28 protein-coding genes and 1 other RNA gene are annotated in these 26,821 nt (G+C 69.0%); 10 read left to right on the top strand and 19 right to left on the bottom strand.

Translation table 11 applies throughout. The features are described from left to right. Window positions 1-194: 194 nt before the first annotated feature. On the bottom strand, window positions 195-740 hold the full coding sequence (locus ACFWIW_RS33565) for a TetR/AcrR family transcriptional regulator (protein WP_378372161.1): 546 nt from the start codon (window positions 738-740) through the stop codon (window positions 195-197). Window positions 741-783: 43 nt separating this feature from the next. On the opposite strand from ACFWIW_RS33565, the gene ACFWIW_RS33570 reads away from it, so the two are divergent. Continuing rightward, a complete protein-coding gene (locus tag ACFWIW_RS33570) occupies window positions 784-1,905 on the top strand; it encodes an FAD-dependent monooxygenase (RefSeq protein WP_378372162.1) in 1,122 nt (373 codons plus the stop codon). Here the strand turns inward: ACFWIW_RS33570 and ACFWIW_RS33575 are convergent. Beyond that, window positions 1,850-2,524, bottom strand: a complete 675-nt coding sequence (locus ACFWIW_RS33575) for a response regulator (RefSeq protein WP_378372163.1) — start codon at window positions 2,522-2,524, stop codon at window positions 1,850-1,852. The two genes, ACFWIW_RS33570 and ACFWIW_RS33575, sit on opposite strands and share 56 nt — an antisense overlap. Continuing rightward, window positions 2,499-4,121 carry a histidine kinase gene (locus ACFWIW_RS33580; RefSeq protein ID WP_378372164.1) on the bottom strand — a complete coding sequence of 541 codons (1,623 nt, stop codon included), beginning with the start codon at window positions 4,119-4,121 and terminating at the stop codon, window positions 2,499-2,501. Before ACFWIW_RS33580 ends, ACFWIW_RS33575 begins: the two co-directional genes overlap by 26 nt. A gap of 97 nt (window positions 4,122-4,218) precedes the next feature. On the opposite strand from ACFWIW_RS33580, the gene ACFWIW_RS33585 reads away from it, so the two are divergent. Genes ACFWIW_RS33585 through ACFWIW_RS33595 form a run of 3 tightly spaced genes read left to right on the top strand, consistent with a single transcriptional unit; the run spans window position 4,219 to window position 5,980 of the window. Further along, the gene (locus ACFWIW_RS33585) at window positions 4,219-4,428 is read left to right on the top strand and encodes a hypothetical protein (RefSeq protein WP_378372165.1); all 210 of its coding nucleotides are present in this window, start codon (window positions 4,219-4,221) and stop codon (window positions 4,426-4,428) included. After that, window positions 4,425-5,174 carry a hypothetical protein gene (locus ACFWIW_RS33590; RefSeq protein WP_378372166.1) on the top strand — a complete coding sequence of 250 codons (750 nt, stop codon included), beginning with the start codon at window positions 4,425-4,427 and terminating at the stop codon, window positions 5,172-5,174. The genes ACFWIW_RS33585 and ACFWIW_RS33590 overlap by 4 nt, the downstream gene beginning before the upstream one ends. Window positions 5,175-5,212: 38 nt before the next feature. Beyond that, a complete protein-coding gene (locus ACFWIW_RS33595; protein WP_378372167.1) occupies window positions 5,213-5,980 on the top strand; it encodes a hypothetical protein in 768 nt (255 codons plus the stop codon). Here ACFWIW_RS33595 and hutI read toward each other — a convergent pair. Genes hutI through hutH form a run of 5 tightly spaced genes read right to left on the bottom strand, consistent with a single transcriptional unit; the run spans window position 5,943 to window position 12,741 of the window. Further along, a complete protein-coding gene (hutI, locus tag ACFWIW_RS33600; RefSeq protein WP_378372168.1) occupies window positions 5,943-7,085 on the bottom strand; it encodes an imidazolonepropionase in 1,143 nt (380 codons plus the stop codon). The genes ACFWIW_RS33595 and hutI overlap by 38 nt on opposite strands. After that, on the bottom strand, window positions 7,073-8,368 hold the full coding sequence (locus ACFWIW_RS33605; RefSeq protein WP_378372169.1) for a formimidoylglutamate deiminase: 1,296 nt from the start codon (window positions 8,366-8,368) through the stop codon (window positions 7,073-7,075). Before ACFWIW_RS33605 ends, hutI begins: the two co-directional genes overlap by 13 nt. Further along, entirely contained in the window at window positions 8,365-9,561 is a 1,197-nt protein-coding gene (locus tag ACFWIW_RS33610; protein WP_378372170.1) for an allantoate amidohydrolase, read from the bottom strand. Before ACFWIW_RS33610 ends, ACFWIW_RS33605 begins: the two co-directional genes overlap by 4 nt. Continuing rightward, a complete protein-coding gene (gene hutU, locus ACFWIW_RS33615) occupies window positions 9,558-11,210 on the bottom strand; it encodes a urocanate hydratase (RefSeq protein WP_378372171.1) in 1,653 nt (550 codons plus the stop codon). The genes ACFWIW_RS33610 and hutU overlap by 4 nt, the downstream gene beginning before the upstream one ends. Window positions 11,211-11,214: 4 nt before the next feature. Further along, on the bottom strand, window positions 11,215-12,741 hold the full coding sequence (gene hutH / locus ACFWIW_RS33620) for a histidine ammonia-lyase (protein WP_378372172.1): 1,527 nt from the start codon (window positions 12,739-12,741) through the stop codon (window positions 11,215-11,217). Window positions 12,742-13,097: 356 nt separating this feature from the next. Between hutH and ACFWIW_RS33625 the strand changes: the two genes are divergently transcribed. Next, window positions 13,098-13,883, top strand: a complete 786-nt coding sequence (locus tag ACFWIW_RS33625) for an IclR family transcriptional regulator (protein ID WP_378372173.1) — start codon at window positions 13,098-13,100, stop codon at window positions 13,881-13,883. Here ACFWIW_RS33625 and ACFWIW_RS33630 read toward each other — a convergent pair. The 5 genes from ACFWIW_RS33630 to ssrA form a co-directional block, all read right to left on the bottom strand. Continuing rightward, window positions 13,871-14,086 carry a hypothetical protein gene (locus ACFWIW_RS33630; RefSeq protein ID WP_143253029.1) on the bottom strand — a complete coding sequence of 72 codons (216 nt, stop codon included), beginning with the start codon at window positions 14,084-14,086 and terminating at the stop codon, window positions 13,871-13,873. The two genes, ACFWIW_RS33625 and ACFWIW_RS33630, sit on opposite strands and share 13 nt — an antisense overlap. Before the next feature lie 135 nt (window positions 14,087-14,221). After that, a complete protein-coding gene (locus tag ACFWIW_RS33635; RefSeq protein ID WP_378372174.1) occupies window positions 14,222-14,959 on the bottom strand; it encodes an alpha/beta fold hydrolase in 738 nt (245 codons plus the stop codon). 10 nt (window positions 14,960-14,969) lie between these two features. After that, the gene (locus ACFWIW_RS33640) at window positions 14,970-15,743 is read right to left on the bottom strand and encodes a nucleotidyl transferase AbiEii/AbiGii toxin family protein (RefSeq protein ID WP_378372175.1); all 774 of its coding nucleotides are present in this window, start codon (window positions 15,741-15,743) and stop codon (window positions 14,970-14,972) included. Further along, complete coding sequence (locus tag ACFWIW_RS33645; RefSeq protein ID WP_378372176.1) at window positions 15,712-16,758, bottom strand: type IV toxin-antitoxin system AbiEi family antitoxin; 1,047 nt, start codon at window positions 16,756-16,758, stop codon at window positions 15,712-15,714. Before ACFWIW_RS33645 ends, ACFWIW_RS33640 begins: the two co-directional genes overlap by 32 nt. Window positions 16,759-16,819: 61 nt before the next feature. After that, window positions 16,820-17,192, bottom strand: a transfer-messenger RNA (tmRNA) gene (ssrA, locus tag ACFWIW_RS33650). 155 nt (window positions 17,193-17,347) lie between these two features. On the opposite strand from ssrA, the gene ACFWIW_RS33655 reads away from it, so the two are divergent. The 5 genes from ACFWIW_RS33655 (at window position 17,348) to ACFWIW_RS33675 (ending at window position 21,604) form a co-directional block, all read left to right on the top strand. After that, window positions 17,348-18,025 (top strand): sensor domain-containing protein, encoded by a 678-nt coding sequence (locus ACFWIW_RS33655; protein WP_378372177.1) that lies wholly within the window; start codon window positions 17,348-17,350, stop codon window positions 18,023-18,025. Then, window positions 18,022-19,161: a sensor histidine kinase gene (locus ACFWIW_RS33660; RefSeq protein ID WP_378372178.1), complete on the top strand. Its 1,140-nt coding sequence runs from the start codon at window positions 18,022-18,024 to the stop codon at window positions 19,159-19,161. Before ACFWIW_RS33655 ends, ACFWIW_RS33660 begins: the two co-directional genes overlap by 4 nt. Window positions 19,162-19,228: 67 nt before the next feature. Beyond that, on the top strand, window positions 19,229-19,870 hold the full coding sequence (locus ACFWIW_RS33665) for a response regulator (protein ID WP_378372179.1): 642 nt from the start codon (window positions 19,229-19,231) through the stop codon (window positions 19,868-19,870). An 81-nt stretch (window positions 19,871-19,951) separates the two neighbouring features. Further along, on the top strand, window positions 19,952-20,185 hold the full coding sequence (locus ACFWIW_RS33670) for a hypothetical protein (RefSeq protein ID WP_378372180.1): 234 nt from the start codon (window positions 19,952-19,954) through the stop codon (window positions 20,183-20,185). A 93-nt stretch (window positions 20,186-20,278) separates the two neighbouring features. Next, complete coding sequence (locus ACFWIW_RS33675; protein WP_378372181.1) at window positions 20,279-21,604, top strand: acyltransferase; 1,326 nt, start codon at window positions 20,279-20,281, stop codon at window positions 21,602-21,604. Here ACFWIW_RS33675 and ACFWIW_RS33680 read toward each other — a convergent pair. The 6 genes from ACFWIW_RS33680 to ACFWIW_RS33705 form a co-directional block, all read right to left on the bottom strand. Then, window positions 21,594-22,490 carry an amidohydrolase family protein gene (locus tag ACFWIW_RS33680; protein ID WP_378372182.1) on the bottom strand — a complete coding sequence of 299 codons (897 nt, stop codon included), beginning with the start codon at window positions 22,488-22,490 and terminating at the stop codon, window positions 21,594-21,596. The genes ACFWIW_RS33675 and ACFWIW_RS33680 overlap by 11 nt on opposite strands. Beyond that, window positions 22,487-22,969, bottom strand: coding sequence for an SsrA-binding protein SmpB (gene smpB, locus ACFWIW_RS33685; RefSeq protein ID WP_043847924.1), 483 nt, complete (start codon window positions 22,967-22,969; stop codon window positions 22,487-22,489). Before smpB ends, ACFWIW_RS33680 begins: the two co-directional genes overlap by 4 nt. A gap of 51 nt (window positions 22,970-23,020) precedes the next feature. Next, entirely contained in the window at window positions 23,021-23,914 is an 894-nt protein-coding gene (ftsX, locus tag ACFWIW_RS33690) for a permease-like cell division protein FtsX (RefSeq protein WP_240595380.1), read from the bottom strand. A 51-nt stretch (window positions 23,915-23,965) separates the two neighbouring features. Further along, the gene (gene ftsE, locus ACFWIW_RS33695) at window positions 23,966-24,655 is read right to left on the bottom strand and encodes a cell division ATP-binding protein FtsE (protein WP_005168409.1); all 690 of its coding nucleotides are present in this window, start codon (window positions 24,653-24,655) and stop codon (window positions 23,966-23,968) included. 135 nt (window positions 24,656-24,790) lie between these two features. After that, complete coding sequence (gene prfB, locus ACFWIW_RS33700) at window positions 24,791-25,894, bottom strand: peptide chain release factor 2 (protein ID WP_037345950.1); 1,104 nt, start codon at window positions 25,892-25,894, stop codon at window positions 24,791-24,793. 66 nt (window positions 25,895-25,960) lie between these two features. After that, the gene (locus ACFWIW_RS33705) at window positions 25,961-26,461 is read right to left on the bottom strand and encodes a PadR family transcriptional regulator (protein WP_039920095.1); all 501 of its coding nucleotides are present in this window, start codon (window positions 26,459-26,461) and stop codon (window positions 25,961-25,963) included. Window positions 26,462-26,821: the final 360 nt, after the last annotated feature.

Raw genomic sequence — 26,821 nt, forward strand, 5'->3', positions numbered from 1 at the left:
ACCCCGGTCCGGCCCCCGGCGGGGCGCGGGCCCCCCCCACGCCCCCCCGCCCTCCCGCCGCGGTCTTTGTGTTGTTTGTGGAACGTCAGATGTCCCGAAATCCACACAGTCACCACCCGCTGTACAGGTGGTAGCAAAGGTCCCTTGCTCCCTTTTCGCAGGTCAGCGCCCCAAGTGGTAGCAAAGGTCCCTTGCTACCCCGCCACCCCGAGCCCCGCCAAAACCTCCCCCGCCCCCCTCGTCAGCTCCTCAAGCCCAGGCGGCCGCAGCGAGCCGGTCCCGGCCAGCGCGTCGAACACCGTCCCCTCCAGCCACGCGACCAGCACCCGCGCGTGCCGCTCCGGCTCCGCCGATCCGCAAGCGGTGAGCACCTCCGCGCACCGCCGCCGGATCACCAGCCCGCCCCGGTCGTAGGCCTCCCGCAGCTCCGGCCGCCGCGTCGCCTCCAGCGCGAACTCGTACCGCGCGAGCATCCGGGTCCGCCCGCTCGTGATCGCCGCGTGAGCGAACCCCGCGACGTATTCGGCCAGCCGTCCAGGTGGCGGATCGAGGGTGACCTCGTCGAGTTCGATCATCCGCGAGATCGCCAGCTCCAGCAGCGCCGCCCGCGTCCGCGCGTAATACGAGGTCGAACCCGGCGGCAGCCCGGCGAATCGGTCGACCGCGCGATGCGTCAGCCCCCGCATCCCCTCGGCCGCGATCACCTCGATGGCCGCGTCCCCGATCGTCGCCTTTCGCACTCTACAAGTGTAGTAGTACTCTACAAATGTAGAGGAGGTCGACATGCACAAAGCGATCGTGATCGGCGGGGGAATCGGCGGACTGAGCGCCGCCATCGGGCTGCACGGCATCGGCTGGGAGGTCACCGTCCTCGAACAAGCGCCGGAACTCACTGCCGTCGGCGCGGGTATCTCCCTGTGGCCGAACGCCCTGCGCTCACTCGAAGCACTGGGCGTCCACCCCGAAACCCTCAGGGAACAATCCTCCGGCGGTCTCCACGACCGCCGCGGCCGCCGCATCACCCGATGGGATGCCGAGGCGTTCCGCCGTCATCACGGCCGCCCGCTCGCCGCCATCCACCGCGCGGATCTCATCGGCGCGCTCCGCGACGCCCTGCCCGAGGGCTGCGTCCGCACCAGCGTGCAAGTCACCAGCCTCGAAGACCTCGACGCCGACGTCATCGTCGCCGCGGACGGAATCCACAGCACGGCCCGCAAGCAGCTCTGGCCGCGGCATCCCGAACCGGTCTACAGCGGCAGCACGGCCTTCCGCGCGGTGACCACCCTCCCGCACCCGGCAGAGCTCAGCACCAGCTGGGATGACGGCGCCGAGATCGGCGTCATCCCGCTGCACGACGGCCGCGTCTACTGGTGGGCGAGCTACGTAGCCGAAGCGGGAATCCGGCACGAGGACCCGAAGTCGTATCTGCGAGACCGCTTCGGCGGCTGGCACGCCCCCATTCCCGAACTCATCGAAGCGACCGCGCCCGAGACACTGCTCCACCACGATCTCGACCTGCTCGGCACTCCCCTGCCCTCGTACGTGAAAGGCCGCGTCGCACTGCTCGGCGACGCGGCCCACGCGATGCCGCCATTCCTCGGCCAGGGTGGCTGCCAGGCGATCGAAGACGCGGTCGTCCTCGCGGCCGCGCTCAGCACCATCGAAGACGTCGACGCGGCGCTGAAGAGTTACGACGAGCAGCGCCGCCCGCGCAGCCAGGGCGTCGTGAAAGCCTCGGTCCGGGCGGGAAAAGCCGGGCCACAGCTGCGCAATCCGCTCGCCGTGGCCGTCCGCAACGGCGTGTTCCGGCTGCTCCCCGGCGCGCTCACCGCCCGTATCGGTGCCGGCGTCAGCGGCTGGACTCCTCCCGTCCCCCGCCGACCAGCCCCGCCTCGTACGCGGTGATCGCGGCCTGCACCCGGTTCCGCGCGCCGAGCCGGTTGAGGATGGTGCTCACGTAGGCCTTCACCGTGCCCTCGACGACGAACAGTTTCGCGGCGATGTCCGCATTGGACAGTCCGGAACCCAGCAGTGCCAGTACTTCCTGCTCACGCGGGGTCAGTTTCCCGATCAGCGCCTTCGCCTCTTCGGCGCGGGACACCTGATTGCCGGAGAAGCGGGCGATGACCCGCTGCGCGACCTTCGGCGAAAGGAACGCCGCCCCGCCCGCGACCGCGTGGATACCGCCGAGCAGTTCGCGGGGGTCACCCGATTTCAGCAGGAAACCGCTCGCGCCCAAGCCGAGCGCGCGTTCGATGTAGGCGTCCTCGCCGAATGTCGTCAGCATGATCACGCCGACCTCGGGCAGCAGCCGCCGGATCTCCTCGGCCGCCTTGAGCCCGTCCATGACCGGCATCCGGATGTCGAGGAGTACGACGTCCGGTCTGGTCGCGCGGGTCTGCTCGACGGCGGCGCGCCCGTCTTCGGCTTCCGCGACCACCTCGATCCCGGCGTCCGCGGCCAGGATCGCCGACACGCCGGCGCGGATCATCGCCTCGTCATCGGCCAGCACCACCCGGATCATCCGGGTCCCCCCTTTGCTCGTCTTCACTGATCACGTCCTTCGCCACGAGTTTCCCGTCGGCGAAGCACAGCCTGTAGGCCTCGTAGTTCAAGTTGAACACGCTGCGCTCGGTGCCGTAGTACTCGCAGGTCGCCCCCGCGGGCACCGGCGGCTCCACCGCACGCGGCCGGGCGAGCCGCTGAGCACCGGGCAGCAGCGAAGCTATCTCCGCCCGGGTCTGGCCGACCCGGATGCGGTCGTAGTCCCCGCCGGAGAGCTCGGAGCCGTACCACTTGACGAGGAACACCGCCCCGCTGATCCCCACCACCACGCCGAACAGCCCGATCGGCACGACGATCGCCTGGATCAGGCTGCGCCGGACGTCCCGGCGGGCCCGTTCCAGTTCCCTGGCCGACGTCGACTGCCCGACTTCGGCGTCCATCGCCGCCTGGCTTTCGGGCGATTCCTCGGACGGTGCCGCGTCGTGCGGCAAGGTCGCGCTGACCTCGAACCCGCCGTCACGGGGACCCGCCCGCAGAGTTCCGCCGACCAGCCGGACCCGTTCGCGCAGGCCGATCAGCCCGCGTTTGCCCGACGTCCTGCCCGGTAGCGGCCCTGCGGGCGGCGCGGCGTTGGTGACCACGACGTCCGTCCGCCCTTCGGACCGCACGACCCGGACCGTGACCGCGGCACCCGGCGCGTGTTTCACCACGTTCGTGACCGATTCCTGGACCACGCGGTACGCGGCGCGGTCGACCATCGGCGGCTCACCGTCGACCGGTTCGTCCACAGAGGACTCGATCAGCACGCCCGAAGCCCTGGTCCGGTCGAGCAGTTCGTCGATGCTCTCGTGCACCGGCTCGGTCGGCGCGTCGTCCTCGCGCAGGACGCCGATGATCTCGCGAAGCCGTTCGGTCGCCGTCGCGGCGCTCTGCCGCAGCTCGCCCGCGGCCCGCCGCTGCGGTTCGTCGAGTCCGCCGGCGACCTCCAGCGCCGCGGCGCGCACCGCGATCAGGCTCAGCTCGTGGCCCAGCGAATCGTGCATGTCGCTGGCGATCCGGGTGCGCTCGCGCAGCCGCGCGCGGTCGGCGACGAGCCGCTGTCGGCTCTCCATCTCCTCGGCGCGCCGCCAGCCGTCGCGCGCCATGTCCTCGCGCTGCCGGACGTACCTGCCCAGCAGCCACGGCGTCACCCCCGCGAAGACGAGGACGCCGAGCAACGCACCCCAGGACGCGAAGCCGTCCTTGCTCCACAGCAGCGCGACGGGGACCGCCAGCACCGAAACGACGGCGAAAAGGCGAAGCATCGGTTTCGCGACCGGCTGCCGGTAGCCGGCGAGGTAGCCCACCGCGACGAGGACGAAGCCCTCCCAAATCGGTACCCGGCCGCCGAAGCTGCCCATCACGACGAACGCGGCGACCATCGCGATGGCGAGCGAGACCAGCGGATACCGGCGCGACACCGCGATCGCGGCCGTGGTCGTGGTGAGCCCGAAGAGCAGTTCCCAGTGCCTCGTGCTGGATCCGGCGTCGATGACCACCCAGCCGCAGAGCCCGAGCCACAAGGCGACGTCCATCAACAGCCGCCGCCCGCGCCGCACGGGCTCCTCTCCGTCCATCACAGACCTGGACGCTACAAGCCGTGACGAGCGGTCCGCCATGGACGAAAGTAAAGGTCCCCTGCTTCCCCGGCCCGATGAGGCATGATGATCGACCATGGCCGAGCGCACACTCACCGGTCAGCTAGGCGGTCCTGTCCCGGCAGGCATCGAAGCGCTGGCCGACCACGAGAAACAGGACCTCTCCAACGCGCTTCGCGATGCGCGCCACCGCCAGGCCAAGGCCCTGGCCGAAGCGGGCGAAGAGGGCCTGAAGTATGTTCCCGCGCTGCTGCGTGGCACCGTTCGCAAGGTGGTGGGCCTGTGACCACCGAGAACTTCGCGGCGCAGGCGGAGATCCTCAAACTCGCCCGCGTCCTCGGCACCTCCCCGGAGCGGCTCTCGTACCTGGAGAACGTGGACGCCGCCGAGCTCCAGGCATTCCGCGAGCAGGTCACGGACACGTTGTTCGACGCCAACCTCGCCGCCCTGGAGCGGATGGCGATGGCGAGCAAGCTCGTCCCGAGCCCGATCCTCGCGAAGATCGCCGAGAAGGTCTTCGGCCCGCTGCTGTGCGCGCGGATCGCCGGGCTGGTGGACGTCTCCCGGGGCGTCGATGTCGCGAAGCGGCTGAGGACACCGTTCCTGGCCGACGTCGCGGCCGAACTCGACCCCCGCCGGGCTAGCGCGATCATCGCGCGGATCCCGCTCGACACCGTCGTCGAGGTGGCGGGCGAGCTGGTGCGCCGCGAGGACTGGATCACCGTCGGCCGGTTCGTCGGCCACCTGCCCGATCCGACGGTGCGCCGGGCGCTGGCCGTCATCGGCGACGAGGCGCTGATCCGGATCGCGTTCGTCCTCGACGACAAGAGCCGGATCGATCACGTCCTCGGGCTTCTCTCCGAGACCCGGTTCCGCGGCCTCCTGGGGGTCGCGGCGGCCGACGAGGAGCTGTGGGCGCCGGTGCTCGACCTGCTCACCCACCTGAGCGCGAACCGGGTCGAGCAGTGGTCCCATCTGCTCGGCGAACTCCCGCCCGCCCTGCGGATCCGGGTCGAAGAGACCCTCCGCTAGCGCACTTCTCAGTACGCTCCACGCCGGGGTGATGCGACGTGAACAACGTTTCGGTGATCTCCGCGGTGGTCTCGGTGACCGGCGCGGTGCTGACGGCGGTGCTCGGCGGGGTGTTCGAGGCACGCAGGCGGCGGACCGACCGCGAGCAGCTCCGCCGGGACCTGGTCAGCCGGTACCGGGATCCGCTGCTGCAGTCGGCGGCGTCGCTGGCCGCGCGGCTGCGGAACGCGATCCGCCTGCTGTCCGGCGAAGAGGTCCATCAGGCGGCGCCGGGTACCGAGCGGCAAGACGAATACAACCGCTACGACAGCCTTTACCGGCTTTCCGCCTACCTCGGCTGGGTACAGATCCTCCAGCAGGAGGCCCACTTCCTCGACATGGGCAGCCGCGGCCGGAACCGGCGGCTGATGCGCCGTCTCGGCGAAGTCAAAGGGGCGCTCTCCGGGCACACCGAGCCGAGTGACGCCCGCGTGTTCCTGCTGCTGGGCGGCGAGCAGCAGGCCATCGGCGAATTGATGATCGATCCGGACAGCCCGGATCGTCCCCGGTGCCTCGGCTACGTCCAGTTCCGGCGCAAATACCGGGACGACGCCGAATTCGCCGAATGGTTCGCGCCGTTGCTCGAAGAGACCTCCAAGATCCTGAAGTCACCCGAGGAAGGCGCCGCGCGGCTCACCACCGTCTACAACGCCCTGATCGATCTGATCAACTACCTCGATCCCAAGAAGGTCTGGATCCTCGGGCCGAACCGCAAGTTCGAACACGCGCTCACAACCGGTTCCCCCGGCGCCACACCGACGAAGTGAGCGGCACCCCCGGCCGATACGCGAGGTGCGTCGTCGAAGGCGCTTCCAGCACGTGAAGATCGGCGCGTGCCCCCGGCCGCACGAAGCCCACGTCGTCACGCCGCAGAGCGCGCGCACCGCCCGCCGTCGCCGCCCACACCGCCTCGTCGATCGTCATCCGCATCTGCAGCACCGCGGTCGTCACGCAGAACGCCATCGACGTCGTGTACGAGCTGCCCGGGTTCGCGTTGCTGGCCAGTGCGACGGTCGCCCCCGCGTCGAGAAGCCGCCGCGCCGGCGCCAACGGCTGCCGGGTCGACAGATCGCACGCCGGCAGCAGGGTCGCGACAGTGTCCGAAGCGGCGAGAGCCTCGACATCCGCATCGCTCAGGTACGTGCAGTGGTCGACACTCGCCGCCCCCAGCTCGACGGCGAGCCGCGCCCCCGGCCCCTCCCCGAGCTGGTTCCCGTGCACCCGCAGCCCGAGCCCGCGCTCCCGCGCCGCCTTGAGCACCCGCCCGGACTGCGCCTCGTCGAAGGCGCCGGTCTCGCAGAACACGTCCGCCCACCGCACGAGCGACGCGACGGCGTCGAGCATGTCACCGCACACCAAGTCCACATAGGACTCGGCGTCCGCGCCGGGCGGCACGAGATGCGCGCCGAGGAACGTGACCTCGTCGGCCACCTCGGCGGCGATCCGCGCCGAACGAGCCTCGTCCTCGACGTTGAGCCCGTATCCGGTCTTCGTCTCCAGGCAAGTCGTGCCCTGCCTCGCCGCTTCGTCGACGTGACGCCGCAGGTTCGCCGCCAGCTGTTCGTCGGAAGCCGACCGCGTCGCGTCGACGGTGACCGCGATCCCTCCGGCGCTGTACGCCTTCCCGGCCATCCGCGCCTCGAACTCGGCGGTCCGGTCACCGGCGAACACGAGGTGCGTGTGGCTGTCCACCCAGCCGGGCAACACCGCGCGCCCCTCGACGTCGACCCGCTCGTCCGCATCGGGCGCGTCCGCGGCGGCGCCGACCCAGGCGATCGCTTCGCCATCGATGACGACGGCCGCGTCGCGCAGCTTGCCCAGTTCGGCGTCGTTCGTGGTGAGCTCGCCGATTCCCGTGATCAGGACTGCCACAATGCCTCGATCTCCTTGGCCAGGACCGTTTCCGGCCGGTCGATCAGCTGATGCACGCCGTCGCGGACGATCTCACGCCCGGCGACGACGACGTCCCGGACGTCCGCACCGGAAGCGGCGAAGACCACCCCGGACGGCTCGATCCCCGCGGTCCGCACCGAACCGAGGCCGACCGTGACCAGATCCGCGCCCGCGCCCGGGGCCAGCCTGCCGACCTCGTCCCAGCCGACCGCGCCGTGATCCGTCGCCGCGGCGAGAAGTTCCTCCGCCGTGAACCGGCCGCGCTTCTCACTGGCGAGCCGCTCGTTCAGTTCCAGCGCCCGAGTCTCCTCGAACGCGTCGACGACCGCGTTGCTGTCGCTGCCGAGCGACAGCCGCACCCCCGCGTCCAGCAGCGTCCGCGCGGGGCCGATGCCGTCGCCGAGATCGCGTTCGGTCGTCGGGCAGAAGCAGGCGTGGCTCCGCGCCGCGCCCAACCGCTGAATATCCTCCGCGGTCAGATGCGTCGCATGCACCGCGGTGAGCCGTTCGCCGAGCACGCCGTGGTCGTGGAGCAACCCCGTCGGGGTCCGGCCATAAGCCGCCAGGCATTGCTCGTTCTCGGCCCGTTGCTCCGAAAGGTGGATGTGCAGCGGCCCGGACCCACCGGCCACTTCGGACAGTTGGTCTTCGGGAACGGCGCGCACGGAATGGATCGCGCCGCCCACCCGGAACGTCTCGTCCTCCCGCAGTTCGCCGGCGCGTTGCGCCCACTTCGTGGCCGTCCCATCGGAGAACCGCCGCTGGACTTCGTCGGGTTCGACGCCGATCCCACCCGCGAGGTAGCACGTGTCGAGCAACGTCAGCCGGATCCCGGCGTCCCTGGCAGCCTGCCGCAGCGCCTCGCCCATCGCGTTCGGTTCGGCATAAGCCTTTCCGCCCGGGGCGTGGTGCAGGTAGTGGAACTCGCCGACACTCGTGTACCCGGCCAGCACCATCTCGGCGTAGACCCCGCGCGCCAGGCGATAGTACGAATCCGGGTCGAGCCGTGACGCGAGCGAGTACATCCGCTCGCGCCACGTCCAGAAGGTCCCGCGGTCGTGGTGCGTCCGCCCGCGCAGCGCACGATGGAACGCGTGCGAGTGCCCGTTCGCGAAGCCTGGCAAGGTCAGTCCACTCAGGACAGTCCCTTCGCGAGGCGCGTTCGCCGTCACCGAAGTGATCTTGCCGCCGTCCACCTCGATCCGGACGGCGTCGGCGATCCCGTCCGGCAACCAGGTACGTTCACACCAATATGTCGTCATGTCGACAGTTTCTCCAGGACGTCCGCGAGCGCGCGGGCACCGTGGTCGACGTCCTCCGCTTCGGAGAACTCCTCCGGGGAATGGCTGATCCCGGTGGGGTTGCGCACGTAGAGCATCCCGGACGGGACGAACCCGGCGAGGATCGCCGCGTCGTGCCCGGCCCCGGTCGGCAGTTCCGGCGGCCCGCCCAGCCAAGTGCCCAGGTCACGGCGCAGCGCGTCGTCGAAGATCACGTCGTCGGAGTACGACTCCCTGGAGATCTCGACCCGGCACCCTTCCTGTCCTGCTGCCTCTTCGGCCAGCTTCGCGATCTCCGCGACCAGCTCGGGCGTGTCCGTGCCAGGCACCCGTGCGTCCAGCCAAAGGTCCACAGTGGACGCGATGACGTTCGTCCCGCCGGGAGTCGGCACAAGCCTGCCGACAGTGGCCCTGGCGTCAGCGGTCGCCTTCGCCAGTTTCCGCACGGCGAGAACGGTCTCCGCCGCCGGGATCATCGGATCGCGACGATCGCCGATCAGCGTCGCACCGGCGTGATTTCCCTGCCCCTGGAAGGAGAACCGCCACCGGCCGTGTGCGATCACCGTGTTGCCGACGGCGATCGGCGAGCCGAGGTCGATCAGCCCGCGCCCCTGTTCGACGTGCAGTTCCAGGAACCGCCCGATCAGCCCGAGGCGCTCGGCGTCCCGGCCGACCCGATCGGGATCGAGGCCGGATTTCGCCGCCGCTTCGGCGAACGTGACGCCGTCCGGGTCACGCAGGCCGCGTGCCTTGTCCGCGTCGATGGTCCCGGTCAGCAGCCGCGAGCCGAGGCACGGCACGCCGAACCGGCCGCCTTCCTCTTCCGCGAAGACCACGACGGCGAACGGCTTGGCAGGACGGAATCCCTTGCCCTGCAAGGTCTCCACCGCGTCGAGTGCGCTCGCGACGCCGAGCGGGCCGTCGAAGGCGCCGCCTCCCGGCACCGAGTCGAGGTGGCTCCCGGTGACGACCGCGTCCGGGCCGGGGGTGCCCCACCAGGCCCAGATGTTGCCGTTGCGGTCGGTCTCGACGCCCAGCCCCAGCCGTCCGGCGCGCTCGACGAACCACGCGCGCAGCTCGGTTTCGGCCGCGTCGAAGGCGTGGCGAGAGTAGCCGCCACGCTTCGGGTCGCGGCCGACGTCCGAGATCTCCGCCAGCAGCGAGGACGCGGTCACTCGGCGTCCCGCATCGGCACGCGCACGCCGCGCTCGTCGGCGACTTCGGCGGCGCGGTCGTAGCCAGCGTCGACGTGCCGGATGACGCCCATGCCCGGGTCGTTGGTGAGCACACGCTCGAGTTTCTGCGCCGCCAGCGGGGTTCCGTCGGCCACGCTGACCTGGCCCGCGTGGATGGAGCGGCCCATGCCGACGCCGCCGCCGTGGTGGATCGACACCCAGCTGGCACCCGACGAGGTGTTGACCAGCGCGTTCAGCAACGGCCAGTCGGCGATCGCGTCGGAGCCGTCGGCCATGCCCTCGGTCTCGCGGTACGGCGACGCGACACTGCCCGAGTCGAGGTGGTCGCGGCCGATGACGACCGGCGCCTTCAGCTCGCCGCTGGCGACCATCTCGTTGAACCGCAGGCCCGCGAGGTGCCGCTCGCCGTAGCCGAGCCAGCAGATCCGCGACGGAAGCCCCTGGAAGGCGACGCGTTCCCCGGCGAGCCGGATCCAGCGCGCGAGGGATTCGTTCTCCGGGAACAGTTCCAGCATCGCGCGATCGGTCGCCGCGATGTCCTCGGGGTCGCCGGACAGCGCTGCCCAGCGGAACGGGCCGTTGCCCTCGCAGAACAGCGGGCGGATGTAGGCGGGCACGAACCCCGGGAAGTCGAACGCACGCTCGCAACCGCCGAGTTTCGCCTCGCCGCGCAGGGAGTTGCCGTAGTCGAAGACCTCGGCGCCCTTGTCGAGGAAGCCGAGCATCGCCTCGACGTGCTCCGCCATCGACTCGCGGGCGCGTTCGGTGAACTCGTCGGGCTTCTTGTCCGCGTAGTCCTGCCACTCGTCGACGCCTATTCCCTTGGGCAGATAGGAAAGCGAGTCGTGCGCGGAGGTCTGGTCGGTGACGATGTCGACCTCGACGCCGCGGCGCAGCAGTTCGGGCAGCACCTCGGCGGCGTTGCCGACCACGCCGACCGACAGCGCGCGCTTCTCCTTCTTGGCGGCCTCCACGCGGCGGATCGCGTCGTCGAGATCGTCGGCGACCTCGTCGAGGTAACGGGTCTCGACGCGGCGGTGCGCGCGCTGCGGATCGCATTCGATGACGAGCGCGACACCGTCGTTCATCGTGACCGCGAGCGGCTGCGCGCCACCCATGCCGCCGAGACCGGCGGTGACGGTGAGCGTGCCCTTGAGGCTGCCACCGAACCGCTTCTTCGCGACGGCGGCGAAGGTCTCGTACGTGCCCTGCAAGATCCCCTGCGTGCCGATGTAGATCCAGGACCCCGCGGTCATCTGGCCGTACATGGTCAGGCCCTGGGCCTCCAGGCGGCGGAATTCCGGCCACGTCGCCCAGTCGCCGACGAGGTTGGAGTTCGCGATGAGCACACGCGGCGCCCATTCGTGCGTGCGGAACACGCCGACCGGCTTGCCGGACTGGACGAGCAACGTCTCGTCCTGCTCCAAGCTGGTCAGCTCGCGGGTGATCGCGTCGAAGCTGGCCCAGTTGCGGGCGGCCTTGCCGGTGCCGCCGTAGACCACCAGGTCCTCGGGACGCTCGGCGACCTCGGGGTCGAGATTGTTGTGGAACATCCGCAGCGCGGCTTCGGTCTGCCAGTTCTTCGCGGTGAGCGTGGTGCCTCGGGCGGCACGGACCGTGCGGGTCATGGGCTCAGACCTCCAGTTGGGCCGCGGCGAGGACGGCACCCGACGCGACGAGTTCTTCGGCGGCGGCGATCTCCGGCGCCAGATGACGGTCGGGGCCGGGGCCCTCGACCTTGGTGCGGACGAGATCCCGGACCCGGCCGGTGACCGGCGACGGGACCAGGGGCGCGCGCATGTCGAGGGCACGCGCGGCGGTGAGCAGTTCGATGGCGAGGACGGTGTTGAGGCCCTCGACGGCCTTGCGCAGCTTGCGCGCGGCCGACCAGCCCATGGAGACGTGGTCCTCCTGCATCGCGCTGCTCGGGATCGAATCGACCGACGCCGGCACCGCGAGGCGCTTGAGCTCGCTGACCACCGCCGCCTGCGTGTACTGGGCGATCATGTGGCCGGAATCGACGCCGGGGTCGAACGCGAGGAACGGCGGCAGGCCGTGCGAGCGGGCCTTGTCGAGCATGCGGTCCGTGCGGCGCTCGGCGATGCTCGCGACGTCGGCAAGCGGGATGGCGAGGAAGTCGAGCACGTACGCGACCGGGGCACCGTGGAAGTTGCCGTTGGACTCGACGCGGCCGTCGGACAACACGACCGGGTTGTCGACCGCGGACTGGAGCTCACGCTCGGCGACGAGTTCGGCGTGCGTGAGGCTGTCCCGGGCGCCGCCGTGCACCTGGGGCGCGCAGCGAAGCGAGTACGCGTCCTGGACGCGGTTGCAGTCCGGGCCGCGGTGACTCTCGACGATCTTCGAGTCCTGGAGCGCCGTCCACATGCGGAGCGCGCTCCTTGCCTGCCCTGGGTGCGGACGCAGCGCCTGGAGGTCGGCGGCGAAGGCGCGGTCGGTGCCGAGGAGCGCTTCGACGCTCATCGCCGCGGTGATGTCGGCAGTGTCGAGCAGCTTGCGCAGGTCGGCGGCGGCGAGCAGGAGCATGCCGAGCATGCCGTCGGTCCCGTTCGTGAGGGCGAGGCCCTCCTTCTCCGCGAGAACGACCGGCCCGATCCCAGCGTGCTTCAGCGCTACGGCGGCCTGGACGACTTCGCCGTTGTACTCGACTTCGCCCTCTCCCATCAGCGCGAGCGCGACAGCGGCGAGGGGCGCGAGGTCCCCGGAGCAGCCGAGGGAACCGTACTCGTGGACGAGCGGGGTGATCCCGGCGTTGAGCAGGGCCGCAAGCGCTTGCGCGGTCTGCGGCCGGATGCCGGTGTACCCGCTGGCGAGGGTGCGGAGACGCAGCAGCATCAGCGCGCGCACGACCTCGGTCTCGACGACCGGGCCCGCGCCTGCCGCGTGCGACCGGATCAGCGACCGCTGAAGCGCGGTGCGGCTCTCGAGCGGGATGTGCCTGGTCGCGAGCGCCCCGAAGCCCGTCGAAACGCCGTACGTCGGCGTCTCGGCGTGCGCGAGGTCGTCGATGTGCTGACGCGTCGCGGCGAGGTTCTTCTCGGCCGCTTCGCTGACCGCGACGGGCGAGTGGTCACGGGCGACCGCGACGACCTGTTCGGGCCGAAGCGGTTCGGACCCCAGAAGTACGGTTTCCGGCATAGCCCCATTGGACAACGCCATGCCCGCTGGTGGGCGACGCCAACCGGTGGTTGTGTCTGGTATCCAAGACGCGCACGATGGGAGCAAGGGACCTTTGCTACCACGCTCGTCGGCGGGCAGGAGGTGTGTGGATATAGGGACGTTGAGTGTCCCTATATCCACACACCCCCTACTCCGCGTGGCGATGAGTACCGACCGTGTGGATTTCGGGACATCTGACGTCCCAAAATCCACACAGTCACCGCTCCCACCTGCGGAAAGAGAGCAAGGGACCTTTGCTACCACTTCTCTCAATGTCGAGATAAGTGGTAGCAAAGGTCCCTTGCTCCCCCGCCGAGCGAAACAGGAGGCCGCATATGGGCGAGAGCAGCGAAGTCCCAGCTCTGCGACGTGGCCTCGGCATCCTCCGCGCCCTCGCCGCGAGGCCCGGCCCGGTGTCCGCGGCCGCGATCGCGCGCGAACTCGGCCTCCCGCGTTCGACGACGTATCACCTGCTCGCCGAACTGGAAGCCGCCGGTTTCGTGACACACTTGCCGGCCGAGCGCCGTTACGGCCTCGGCATCGCCGCGTTCGAGCTCGGCTCGGCCTACCTGCGGCACGACCCGCTGGAACGCCTCGCGCTCCCGCTGCTGCGCAAACTCGCCGACCGCGTCGGCCACACCGCGCATCTGGGCGTGCTGCACGGCAACGAGTCGCTCTACCTGGTCAAAGAGCGCCCTGCGCGTCCGGAAACCCTGGTGACCGAGGTCGGCGTCCGGCTACCGGGTCAGCTCACGGCATCGGGCAGGGCGATCCTGCGGCACCTGCCCTCACCGCACGTGCGCGCGCTCTTCCCCGCCGCCTCGGCGTTCGTGCTGCGCACCGGTCGCGGCCCGCGCACCCTCGCCGAACTCCGCCGCACACTGAACGCGGAGGGCAGGCTCGGCTGGGCGGTCGAGGACGGTCACGTCACCGAAGGATTCGCCTCAGTGGCCTGCCCGGTATTCGACCACGGCGGCCGTCCGATGGCCGCGATCAGCGTGACTCTCCGCCACCTCTGCCCGGGGGCGGAAGGGTGCGAGGAGACTTGGCCGGACCTGGCCGAAGAGGTCCGTCTGACCGCGGCCGAATTGACCTCCCGGATCGGGGGTCAGGTGCGCTGAGCGTGCTTCTTCTGGACTCCCTCGAGTCCGAGCATGGCCAGCAGTTCCGCACAGTCGAGGGCGTCCGAAGCGTGCCCGGCGACGGTTCGTGCTGCTCTGCCGTTCTGCAGGGTGAGGCGGACTTCTTCCTCCGCTCGCACACCGGCCATCCGGCTCTGGTCTTCAGCGGGGTCGGGACGACTGGAATGCCTGGCCCAGGTCATCTGCCACCTTCTTCCGGCCCTCCGGCGACACGGGGTCGTTTCGAAAGAGGGCCATGGTCGGACACACAGCATGACACTTCACCGGAACAAGATCGCCATTGCGGGTGAATCGAGATGAAATCGACCCTGCCGCAGCTACTCTCCGTGCTTCAGAAATCCTTCCAAAAGCTCATTGAACGGCGCCCCGGTATCCGGCACCAAATGCCCCATCCCCCGCACGATTTCGCGGCGCGCGCCCGCCCTGTCCGCGATCGCGTCGGCGATGATCTCGTACTCCGGCCGATGACCGCCGGTGACCACGAGCATCGGGAATCCCGCTTCGGCGAGCGCGTCGAGCGGCAAGTCCGCGTCTCCCGGCGGCCGCATCCCGGCCAACGCGCGAGCCCCGCGCCGCAGCGTCTCCGGCACCGGATCCGGGATCGGCAGCGGGACACCGGCGAGCGGGAAGAACGTCTTGAACACTTCGCGAGGATCGTCGAGCGGCCCGTCGAGAAACCGCCGCAATTCGGCGTCCCACGCGTCGACGACCTCGTCACCGCGGACGATCCCGGTCGCGGGCGGTTCGACCACGGTGAGCGTCCGGACCAGCTCAGGCCGGCGCGCGGCGGCCAGCATCGCGACGATCGCACCGTAGGACAGCCCGACCAGATGCGCGGGCTCGTCGAGCAGTTGCTCGGCGATGAATCCGGCGTCGGCCTCGAAATCCTGCACGCCGTCCGGCGACTTCCCGTGCCCGGGACGATCCGGCGCGAGCAACGTCCACCGCTCGGTCAACGGGCGCTGAGCCCGCCACGCCTCGCGGCCGCCGAGCAGCACGCCGTGCACGAGAACGACACGCGGTCCGGAACCCCACTGATGCACATGAAGGCGCATGGTCACGACCCTATGAGACCGCATCCTTGATGCCATCGGCGAGCGCACGGACGAGGACGTCGCTGCCCAACCGGCCCAGGACATCGTCACCGACGATGCCGAGCACTACTTCGACACCCTCGGAATCCAGCAGACCGGGCATATGCGAACCCATCAGCCAAGCTCCCGCGAGCGCGGGGTCGAAGCCGTGCCGTTCGAGCACTTCGAGCTCCTGGTCGTAAAGCCGGTCCCAATACGGTCCCGACGAGTACCAGCCGATCATCGTCCCGAGGTCGACGGCGTCGTGGGTGGTCGTTGCGCGCCGATCCCACCAGGTCAAGAGCTTGAGCAGAGCCAACGCCGGTACCGAGGGAACCTTGACGACGAGCCTGCCGGGCAGGAGCACCGACTCGGCCGATGCCACGGCTTCGCTCAGCCCGCGGACGTTCATACGGTGGTCGTCGGGCCAGAGGATCGTCCGGTCGTCGTCCTCGATACCGCCGTAAGGCAGCACATCGACCTCGACGCCCTCCACCAGGAACGAATGCACGCTCCGGCCGTGCCGGTCGAGCCGGCTCACGAATTCGTCGAAATCGGCCCAGGTGCCCATCGCGGCGGCGATGTCGATGTCCTGGGTGGCCCGCTCGGGCGGGCCACCGACCAACCCGATCGACAGGATCGTGCGCGCGGTCGCTCCGACCACGAGGTACTCGACTCCCACGGCACTGGCGACGGCATCGATCCGTGTCAGCACTCTCGCGGCGAGCCGGAGATCAGGTTCGGTCGATGCGCTTAAGTCGATCATCGTCGCTCCGAATCCGGTCGCCGTGCTCACGCTGGCGCGGATCGCCCGAGGCCAGCAGGTCAGCGTAGATCAGCGGCGAAGGCACGATCCACGACTCCGGCCCGGGTGCCTGCCAGAACCGGCGCCTGATGTGTACGTTGCCGCCGTTTTCCGCTCGTGCCAACCGATACCGGCCGAGCAGCCGCACCGGAAGCCCGTCGGCGTAGAGAGTGAGCGAGGCCGGCCGCAGATGCGGATCGATGAGGCTTGCCCCGGCTTCCCCGCCCACCTGGACCCCTGCGGAAAGCAGGTCGGCTTCCGCGTCAGGCCACCACGAGAGGTCGGCCGTCGCGAACTCGCCGAGAGCCAACGAGGTGTCCAGGGTGATCGAGTAAGCCTCCGACCACCGGTCGAGCAACTCGGCTCCGCGGGCCAGCCGTCGCTCGTTCCCTCGTTCGTACAGGTAGCCGGCACGGGTGAGCTCGTCGATGACCGTCTTGACCGTACCGAGCGACACACCGCTCATCTCGGCCAATCGACGGTACGGAAAGGCAGCCGCCTCCGGCCAGCTGAGCAGGACGAACAGGACCTGAAGGCCTGCGCGGCCGAAGGCTCCCGCACCTCGCGACGAAATTCGCCCGGCCGGAACGGCGGGCTTGCGACGGCCTCGGACATCGATCAGGACGTCGTCCCACGAGAGGTGGGCGTTGCCCGCGGCGTCCACGTAGTCGATGCCCCTGGCGCGCAGCCGCTCGGCAACCGGCTCGCTGAGGTACGTGGTGAACAGCAGCGGCGGAGGGGACTGCCGGAAATGGACCGCCGTGGCCAGTTCCGCGGTCATCCGTCGTTTGAGCTCGACACCGTATGTCCGGGCGGCACCGGATCGCGTTGTGAGCTTCACCAGGGCGTCGCAGAGTACTTCGACACGGAAGCCCAGCTCTTGGAGCCGGGAGCACACCTCGTCGTTCATCGAGCCGTCATGTTCATTCAGATTGAACATGCGTATATTTTGAACACGCGCGAGTGTTCGGCGCAACCCGCACCGCCGTCGAAACGACGAATGGCGAGCGCTCGATCACGAGCACTCGCCATTCGGGCGGTGGAGGTGCCGGGAATTGAACCCGGGTCCTCTGGCGCATCATCAGGGCTTCTCCGTGCGCAGTCCGCTATGTCTCTACTTGGCCCCTTCAGTCACGCGAACAAGCTGAAGTGACGAGCCCAGCCACTGTTTGTTTCCCAACCACACCCCGTAGCCGGGTGTAGCGGTAAGCCTCCTAGCTGATGCCGGTGACCGGGTCGGAGGCGACCCCGGACCGACAGAGTTGCTCTACTGCTTAGGCAGCAAGAGCGAACTCGCGCTGGCTCTTAGGCTCGGCGCTTATTGGTTTGCGATGACGCTTACGGTGGTCTCTCGCCTGCACCGGCACGCTTCTCCTGATTCAACGACCAAAGTCGAAACCGTTCACCCCCTTGGTGGGACACAACCTGTACATCATAACGCGGGCGGCAACCGGGTTAATCCCGCAGGTGGGGCTAGCCCTACCTGGGAGATGCCCGCGAGCACCATGTCAGCGGACGTCCCCGGGCGCGATGCTTGACTCCTCGAACAGGAGAGGAGCACGACCATGAGTTCGCTGGCGGCCGAGCGGGAGCTGAGCAGGTCCGATCCGTCGTTCGGCGGCTCGCTGGTCTACCTGCTGATGAACCTGCCGATGGGCGTCCTGGCCTTCGCGCTCCTGATGTCCTTCATCTCGGCGGGCATCGGCACGGCGGTCGTCTGGATCGGGTTGCCGCTTCTCGCGCTGGTGATCCTGACGGTCCGCGGCGCGGCCCGGATGGAGCGCGCCAGGGTGTACGCCCTGCTCGACCGCTACATCGACCTGCCGTATCTCCCGCTTCCCGTCGCCGGCCAGTCCGTGCGCTGGAAGGCGCGCCTGAAGGACGGCTCGACCTGGCGCGACCTCGGCTACTTCTTCCTGCTCTTCCCGCTCGGGATCATCGAGTTCGTCCTGGTCACGGCCTTCTGGTCGACCAGTCTCGGCCTCGCGGGCCTGCCGATCTACTACCGCTTCCTGCCCGGCGGCGAGTACCGCTTCCCGACCTGGGAGAACGCGTGGTTCACCGTCGACTCGACGGTCTCGGCGCTGCCTTGGGCGGCGCTCGGGGTGCTCTGCATCGCCCTCTCGGTAGCGTTGACGAAGGCGCTGGCCGGGATGCACGCCCGGCTGGCTGCGGCGTTGCTCGGGCCGACTCACGCCCAGCGCCGCCGTCTGGAGGATTCATGGGGCGAGGTTCACGGATGACGATCGACCAGCAGGTACAGCAGGTGGGGATCCCCCGCCCCCGGCCGTTGAGGTCGATCGTCTACATGATCGTCAGCTTCGTGTTCCGGCTCCTCCAGTTCGTTCTCATCGTCGTGGGCCTGGCGGTCGGCATCGCGACGGCGGTGGTGTGGATCGGTTTCCCGATCCTGATGGCCACGACCAGCTTCATCCGCTGGTCCGCCGACCGGGAGCGCGGCTGGGCGCGGACGATGCTCGAAACCCCGCTGGAGCCGGTCGAGCGGCTCCCCCTCGAAGGGCTTTCGCTGGTCAAGCGCTGGCTGACCCGCCTGACCGACGCGACGACCTGGCGCGACCTCGCCTACCTGATGGCGGCGTTCCCGCTGGCCTGCCTGGAGTTGCCGATCGCGATCGCGTCGATCGTGTTGCTGCCGATGGCGATCTGGGTGACCCCGTGGGTCGGGTGGCTGCACGGCAACCTGGCGTACTCGCTGCTCGGCCCGAACCGCGCCGCGAAACTGGAGCAGAAGGCCGAGCGCCTGCAGGCGTCGCGCGCTCGCGGTGTCGACGCCGCCGAGGCCGAACGCCGCCGCATCGAGCGCGATCTGCACGACGGCGCCCAGCAGCGGCTGGTCGCCGTCGCGATGAGCCTCGGCCGCGCGAAGTCGAAGTTCGACCAAGACCCCAACGCGGTGCGCGAACTGATCGACGAAGCACACCTCGACGCCAAGCTCGCGGTGTCGGAGCTGCGCGATCTCGCCCGCGGGATCTACCCGGCCGTGCTCGGCGACCGCGGTCTCGACGCGGCCTTGTCCGCGCAGGCCGCGAAATCGCCGATCCACGTCGACGTCGAGGTGGACGTCGAGCCGAGGCCGCCCGCCGCGGTCGAGACGACGGCGTACTTCATCGTCGGCGAGACGCTGACGAACATCGCGAAGCATTCGGGCGCGACCGAAGCGGGCGTGAAGGTGTGGCGCACCGAGTCGATGGTCATCGTCGAGATCACCGACAACGGGCACGGTGGCGCCGAAGTCCGGCCAGGTGGCGGCCTCGCCGGGCTCGCCGACCGCGCGGCCACGATCGACGGCGTGATCACCGTCGTCAGCCCGCCCGGCGGCCCGACGGTGATTCGCGCGGACCTGCCGTGCCAATGGTGACCCGGTCGTGAGTGAATAGGCTGTGAGTGAATAGGCTCTGCCATTCACTCACGACGCTGGGGGCAGCATGCGGGTTGTCATCGCCGAAGACGCGGTTCTGTTGCGCGCGGGGGTGATCCGACTGCTCGCCGACGAGGACATCGAGACGGTCGCCGCCGTGGACAACGGCGAAGACCTGCTGGTCGCGGTGAAAGAGCACCGGCCGGACCTCGCGATCGTCGACGTGCGCATGCCGCCCACCTTCACCGACGAGGGCCTGCGCGCGGCGCTGGGCGCCCGTGAGGCCGTCCCGGGCCTGCCCGTCCTCGTGCTCTCCCAGTACGTCGAGGAGAGCTACGCCGTCGAGCTGCTGTCCGGCGGCGCGGGCGGAGTCGGTTACCTGCTCAAGGAACGCGTCGCCGACGTCGGCGACTTCCTCGACGCGGTCAAGCGGGTCGCCGGCGGCGGCACGGCCATCGATCCGGACGTCATCGCGCAGCTGATGGCGCGGGGCCGCAAGAACCCGCTCGACGCGCTCACCGCCCGCGAGTCCGAGGTGCTGGGCCTGATGGCGCAGGGCCTGTCGAACACCGCGATCGCGAACTCGCTCGTCGTCTCGCACGGCGCGGTCGAGAAGCACATCGGCAACATCTTCGCGAAGCTCGGCCTCGAAGCCAGTTCGGTGGAACACCGCCGGGTCCGTGCGGTCCTCACTTACTTAGGACGCTGAAGTAGCTCTTGGTGGCGAAGCCGTCACTCACCTAACATGGGCAGACTGTTGGTGGGGAACGAGCCGAGCCGAGGAGGACCCATGAGCGACCGGACCTCCCGCAGCGTGCGCTTCTTCGGCGGGCCCCTCGACGGCCGCGTCCAGGAACTCGGTGACACGGAGCCGATCGCGGGCACCGTCCTCAAACACGTCCATCTGCACGACGGCCCCAAGATCGAAACCCGGTACGAACTCGGCCGCGCCGAAGACGACCGCTGGGAGTTCCGGCTGTGCCCCGCCCCGCTCCCGGAACCTGAGACCGACGGCGTGGGGTAGGGAAAACTCCACCTTCCGAGGGCGAAAACAGGAAGATCGATACGGCGGCCCGCACCGCTGTTTTCACGGCCTTGAAGCACCAGGCTCTTTTCCATGCACACAAGCGGGAAACAGGGCCGGGACAGGTTCCTGGACATCGTCCGAGCGGTCGCGATCCTCGCGGTCGTCGTCCAGCACTGGGGAATGCCGGTGCTCTCCTACGCCGACGGCCATCTCTCGACCGGGAACGCCCTCGCGACACCCGGCTGGTGGGTCATCACCTGGCTCAGCCAGGTCATGCCTCTCGTCTTTTTCGCGGGCGGCGCGGCGAACCTGATTTCGCTGAGCCGCGCGGAAAGCTCCCGTTCCTGGCTCGCGGCCCGCCTCAAGCGGCTGATGATCCCGGTGCTGCCGCTGGTGGCCGTGTGGCTGTTCGTCCCGGACATCCTGCGCGGCATGGGCATCCCGGAGCAGCCGCTGCAGGTCGGTGGCGCGATCGCCGCCCAGTTGCTGTGGTTCCTGGCCGTGTACGTGCTCACGGTGCTGCTCACCCCGATGCTGGCCGCGGCACACCGCCGCTGGGGCCTGAAGGTCCCGCTCGTGATGCTCGCCGCCGCCGTGCTCGTGGACGTCGCCCGCTTCAACGACCTCGGCCTGATCGGTTTCGCGAACGCCGTCTTCGTCTGGATGGCCGTGCACCAGCTCGGTTTCCACTACGCACAAGGACGTCTCGGTTCGCTGAGCCGCAACGCCGCGCTGGGCATGGCGGGCGCCGGTTTCGGCATCACCGCGCTGATGGTCGCCTTCGGCCCGTACCCGGCCAGCATGATCGGCATGCCGGGCGCCCCCGTGTCGAACATGAGCCCGCCGACCGTGCTGCTGGCCTTCCTCGCGATCGGCCAGATCGGGCTCCTGCTGGCCTTCAAACCGCAGCTGAACGCCTTGGCCGCCCGGCCGAACCTCGACGCCGCCCTCAAGTGGATCGGCCCGCGGTTCATGAGCGTCTACCTCTGGCACATGCCGGCGCTGATCGTCGTCTCCGGTGTCGCGGTCTACGGCCTGGGTTACGAAACCCCCGAACCGGGTTCCGTGCTGTGGCTGACGATGCTCCCCGCGTGGCTCGGCGCCTGCGGGCTCGTGCTCCTCGGTCTGCTGCGGATGTTCGCCCGCTTCGAAGCGCAGGGTTCCGGCCCCGCGTCGACCGCCCACACGCCTCAGCTCGTGGTGGCCGGGCTGGCGATCGCCGGCGGCCTGCTCGGCCTCGCCGCGCACGGTTTCGCCCCGCTGAGCGACGGTCTCGCCCAGGGACCGGCACCGTGGGTGGCGCTGGCGACGGGCGGATTCCTCTTGGCGGGCAAGCAGATCCCGGTCGCGGAGCTGGGGACCCGGCTGCTCGGCCGCGCCGTCTCGGTCACCGAGGTGGCACAGCTCAAACGCTGAGCAGTTTCGCGGGGGTGTCGTGCAGCACCGCCCGCAGGAACGGCTCACCCAGGCGATCGTCGGCGGCCCAGCCGGCGATCGCCTGCAGCTGCGTGGCATACGAGTACGGGATGTTGGGGAAGTCGGTGCCGAGCACGACGCGGTCGGGGAACTCGGCCAGCAGATCCTGCCAGTCCGGCGGGAGCGGGTTGCCGCGCGAGGTGAACTCCACCCCGACCATCGTGGTGTCGAGATACACGCGCGGATACTTCCTGGCCAGCTCGAAGGCGAAGTCGATCTCCGGCATCCCGGCGTGCGCCAGCACCAGCGTCAGGCTGGGATGGCGCACCAGGATCTCTTCGAACAGCCGTAGCCCGGTGTAGGCACCCCTCAACGGACCGTGTCCACAGTGGACGACCACCGGGACACCCGCGTCCGCCAGCGCGCCCCAGACGCCGTCCAGCAGCTCGTCACGCGGGTCGTAGGCGCCGACCTGGACGTGCGCCTTGAAACACCGGGCGCCCGCACGCAGCGCACCGTCCACAACGGACAGCGCGCCGGGCTCCGGGTAGAAGGTGCCGGTCGGCACCGCCTCCGGGACGCGCTCCGCGAACTCCAGCGCCCACGAGGTCAGCCATTCGGCCATGCCCGGCTTGTGCGGATAGACCAGCGGCGCGAACCTGCGCACGCCGAACGAGCGCAGGGTTTCGACGCGTTCTTCCTCCGGCGTGCGGTAATGCACCGGCCAGGCCATGCCGTAGTGCTCCTCGGCCTGGTCGAAATAGGCCCACACCTTGTCCATGACCTGCTTCGGCAGGAAGTGCAGATGAAGGTCCACGAGCCCGTCGATGCCCAGCGCCGAGATCCAGCCGGGGATGTCGGCGTCCGAAGCGGGCCCGTGGATCAATCGTTGTACCGGCCCTTGAGCGCCCGGCCCATGGCCCGGCTGATGGTGCGCTGCGCGTCCCGCTTGGCGATGTCCTGCCGCTTGTCGTAGGACTTCTTGCCCTTCGCCAGCGCGATCTCGACCTTGACCTTGCCGTCCTTGAAGTACATCGACAGCGGGACCAGCGAAAGACCGCTCTCCTTGGTCTTGCCGATGAGCTTCTCGATCTCCTGGCGGTGCAGCAGCAGCTTCCGGGTGCGCCGCGGCGTGTGGTTCGTCCACGTGCCCTGCACGTACTCCGGGATGTGCACGTTGCGGAGCCAGACCTCGCCGTCGTCCACCGTGGCGAACGCGTCGGCCAGCGATGCCCGTCCTTCACGCAGGCTCTTCACCTCGGTACCGACGAGCACGAGACCGGCTTCGTAGGTGTCGAGGATGGAGTAATCGTGGCGAGCCTTGCGGTTCGACACGATCACCTTTTGTCCACGTTCCTTGGGCATGACGCGACTCTACGTGAGTTTCCGTGTTCGGGCAGGTGGTTATCGGGGCGGCTAGTGGCGCACGTACAGGCGCAGCGTCACGTAGCCGGTGATCGCCGAAATGACGATCGAAACGGCGAGCAGGATCGGCGCCACCGGGAACAGCAATTCGAGCATGCCGACCGCGGGGAACACGTCACCGGTGAGCACCAAGTCGAGCAACAGCACCTTGGTGAGGATCAGGAAGACGATACCGATGATGGCACCGACCAAGCCGGCGACCACCGCCTCCAAGAGGAACGGCAGCTGTGTGTACCAGCGGGTCGCGCCGACCAGCCGCATGATGCCGACCTCGGTGCGCCGGGTGAACGCCGACACCTGGATCGTGTTCGCGATCAGCAGCAGCGCGGCGATGGCCATGATCAGCGCGGCCCCGAAGGCCAGGTTCCGCACCCCGTTGAGCGCGTTGAACACGCGGTCCAGCGCCTTCTGCTGGTCGTCGACCTTGGAGACGCCGGGCTTGCCGGTGTACTCCTGGATGATCGCCTGGCTGCGCTCGGGGTTCTTCAGCTTGACGTGCAGCGACGCGGGCAGCGCCTCCGGCCCGGTCAGCGCGAGCAGTTCCGGCTGGCTCTCGAACATCTTCTTGAACCGCTCGTAGGACTGCTCGCGGTTCTCGAAGACGACCGACTCGACACCCTCGTTGCCCTGCAGCTGCTGGCGCAGCGTCTGGCAGGCGGACTGCGAGCAGTTCGGGTCACCCGCGCTGATGTCGTTGACCAGATAGACCGAAACCTCGACGTCGGCGAGGAAGTTGGCCTTCATCTTGTCGATCGTGCCGACGGCCAGCAGACCGAAGCCGAGCATGGCGAGGGAGACCGCGGTGGTGAGGATCATCGCGATGGTCATCGTGACGTTCCGGCGCAAGCCGGTGACTACCTCGCTGAAGACGAAACTGGCGCGCATCGGGGTTGATGTCCCTTGGAAGTCGTGGGTAACGGAGGAGGGCGGGGCCGGTCAGCGGCCGATGCCGTAGACGCCTCGGGCGTCGTCACGGATGACCTTGCCGAGCTGGAGCTCGACGACCCTTCGCCGCATCGAGTCCACGATCGAATGGTCGTGGGTGGCCATCAGCACCGTCGTGCCGGTGCGGTTGATCCGCTCCAGCAGCAACATGATGTCCTGGCTGGTGTCGGGGTCCAGGTTCCCGGTCGGCTCGTCGGCGAGCAGCACGAGCGGGCGGTTCACGAACGCGCGGGCGATCGCGACGCGCTGCTGCTCACCACCGGAGAGTTCGTTGGGGAGGCGGTCGGCCTTGCCGTCGAGGCCGACGAGTTCGAGCACCTCGGGCACGACCTTGCGGATCGTGGGGCGCGGCTTGCCGATGACTTCGAGCGCGAAGGCGACGTTCTCGGCGACGGTCTTGTTCGACAGCAGACGGAAGTCCTGGAAGACGCAGCCGATGGTCTGCCGCAGCCGCGGCACCCGGCGACGGGCGAGCTTGGCGACGTCGAAGTTGGAGACCATGACGCGACCCTTGCTCGGCACCTCTTCGCGCAGCAGGAGACGCAGGAAGGTCGACTTCCCGGATCCCGAGGGACCGATCAGGAAGACGAACTCGCCTTTGTCGATCTCGACCGACACCCGCTCAAGGGCGGGACGGGTCGAGGTCTTGTAGACCTTGGAAACCTCTTCGAGCCGGATCACGGTTCGGCATACTACCCATGCCCGTCGTTAAGCCCGGGTAGCCCGGTACCGGCGGCCAAGCGAGCAAGGGACCTTTGCTACCACTCTCTTTCGGAAAGTGGTAGCAAAGGTCCCTTGCTCTCTCACGCAGGGTTGTTACGCGGCTCCGGACTGCTTGCGCCAGCGGATGCCGGCCTCCAGGAAACCGTCGATCTCACCGTCGAGCACGGACGACGGGTTGCCGACCTCGAACTCGGTCCGCAGGTCCTTGACCATCTGGTACGGGTGCAGCACGTAGGAGCGCATCTGGTTGCCCCAGCTGGAGCCGCCGTCCTTGAGCGCGTCCATCTCGGCGCGCTCCTCCTCCTTCTTCCGCTGCAGCAGCCGCGCCTGGAGGACCTTCATCGCGGCCGCCTTGTTCTGCAGCTGCGACTTCTCGTTCTGGCACGACACGACCACGCCGGTCGGGATATGCGTGATCCGCACCGCCGAGTCCGTCGTGTTCACGCTCTGCCCACCGGGCCCGGACGAGCGGTACACGTCGACGCGGATGTCCTTCTCGGGGATGTCGACGTGGTCGACCTCCTCGACCTCGGGCATCACCTCGACGTGCGCGAAGGAGGTCTGTCGACGGCTCTGGTTGTCGAACGGCGAGATGCGCACCAGCCGGTGCGTGCCCTGCTCGACCGAGAGCGTGCCGTAGACGTACGGAGCGCTCACCTTGAAGGTGGCGGACTTGATACCCGCTTCTTCGGCGTAGGAGATGTCGTAGACGTCCGTCGGGTAGTTGTGGCGCTCCGCCCACCGCAGGTACATCCGGAGCAGCATCTCGGCCCAGTCGGCGGCGTCCACGCCGCCCGCTTCGGACCGGATGGTGACCACGGCGTTCCGCGGGTCGTATTCACCCGACAGCAGGGTGCGGACCTCGAGCCCGTCGATGTCCTTGGTGAGCGCCGTGAGCTCGGACTCGGACTCGGCCACGCTGGCGGAGTCGCCCTCGGCCTCGGCCAGTTCATAGAGGACGCCCAGGTCGTCGAGCCGCTGCCGCAGCTCGGAAATGCGTCGCAGCTCACTCTGCCGGTGGGACAACTGGCTGGTGACCTTCTGCGCCGCTTCGGGGTCGTCCCAGAGGTTCGGGCTGGATGCCTGTTCCTCCAGCTCGGCCACCTGGGCACGCAGCGCATCCAGGTCCATCACCGACTCGATCTGCGTCAGCTTGCCGGCCAGGTCCTTCAGTGCCGCATCGAACTCATCACTCACGTCGGCCAAGGTTACGGCAAAACCCACGACCGGTTGCGGGGAACCGGTCGTGGGCACCTGTCCGGGTCAGGACTGAGGGATGGAATCCAGCAGTTTCAGTGCGGCTTTGGCCTGCGCCTGAGCGAACTCGGCGACCGCCTTGGCGTACGGGCCGTCGGCGGCCTTGGTGGCGGCCTTGGCCTCGTCGAGCTGCTGGGTGTAGCTCGCGCGGGCCGATTCGAGCAGGGTCGAGCGCTGCTTCACCGTCAACGAACCGGCGTGCACGAGACGGAGGATCAGCGGGCTGCGGAGGTGGTCAGGACCGGCTTCGGAGGACAGCCACGTCTTGAACGCCTTCTTGCCCGCCGCGGTGATGAGGTACTGCTGGCTCGACCGCGGCCCCTGCTTGCCGAGGCGGACGAGGCCCTCCTTCGACAAGGCGGGGAGCTCCCGGTACACCTGGCTGCGAGTCACGCTGAAGAAGGCGCCGAAACGCTCACCCGCCCCCGCGACCAGTTGCCCGCCCGTGGCGGGACCGTCGTGGAGAAGACCGAGCAGTGCGGCGGCTGTTGCATTCAATTCGGACACGTCCTCTACGGTCCCACTTTTCGGAACCTGTGTCCACTGTGGTCAGCACATCTGTCCATTGTGGCTAGTGATATGCGCTCATTCGGCCCAACGGACTACGCCTGTCCACAATGGACCGAGCACGCTACGCAACCGGCCTTCGCCACGGACAGCGGTACGCGTCCCCCGCCCCGACCAACAACAGGGAGTGATCGCCCCGGAGGGCGCACGGGCCACGAAACCGGAAAACGAAGAAGCGGGGGGGGGGGGGTGAGGCAGCAACGCGCGGGCAGTTTGTAAGGGGGTGGGGGGGGGGTTTATCAGCGAACGGTGTGTAGTTGGTCGCCGCGGCAAACCCGAGGGGACGCCCCCCCCCCGGGT

The organism is Amycolatopsis sp. NPDC058340 (assembly GCF_042723975.1).
GTDB lineage: Bacteria > Actinomycetota > Actinomycetes > Mycobacteriales > Pseudonocardiaceae > Amycolatopsis.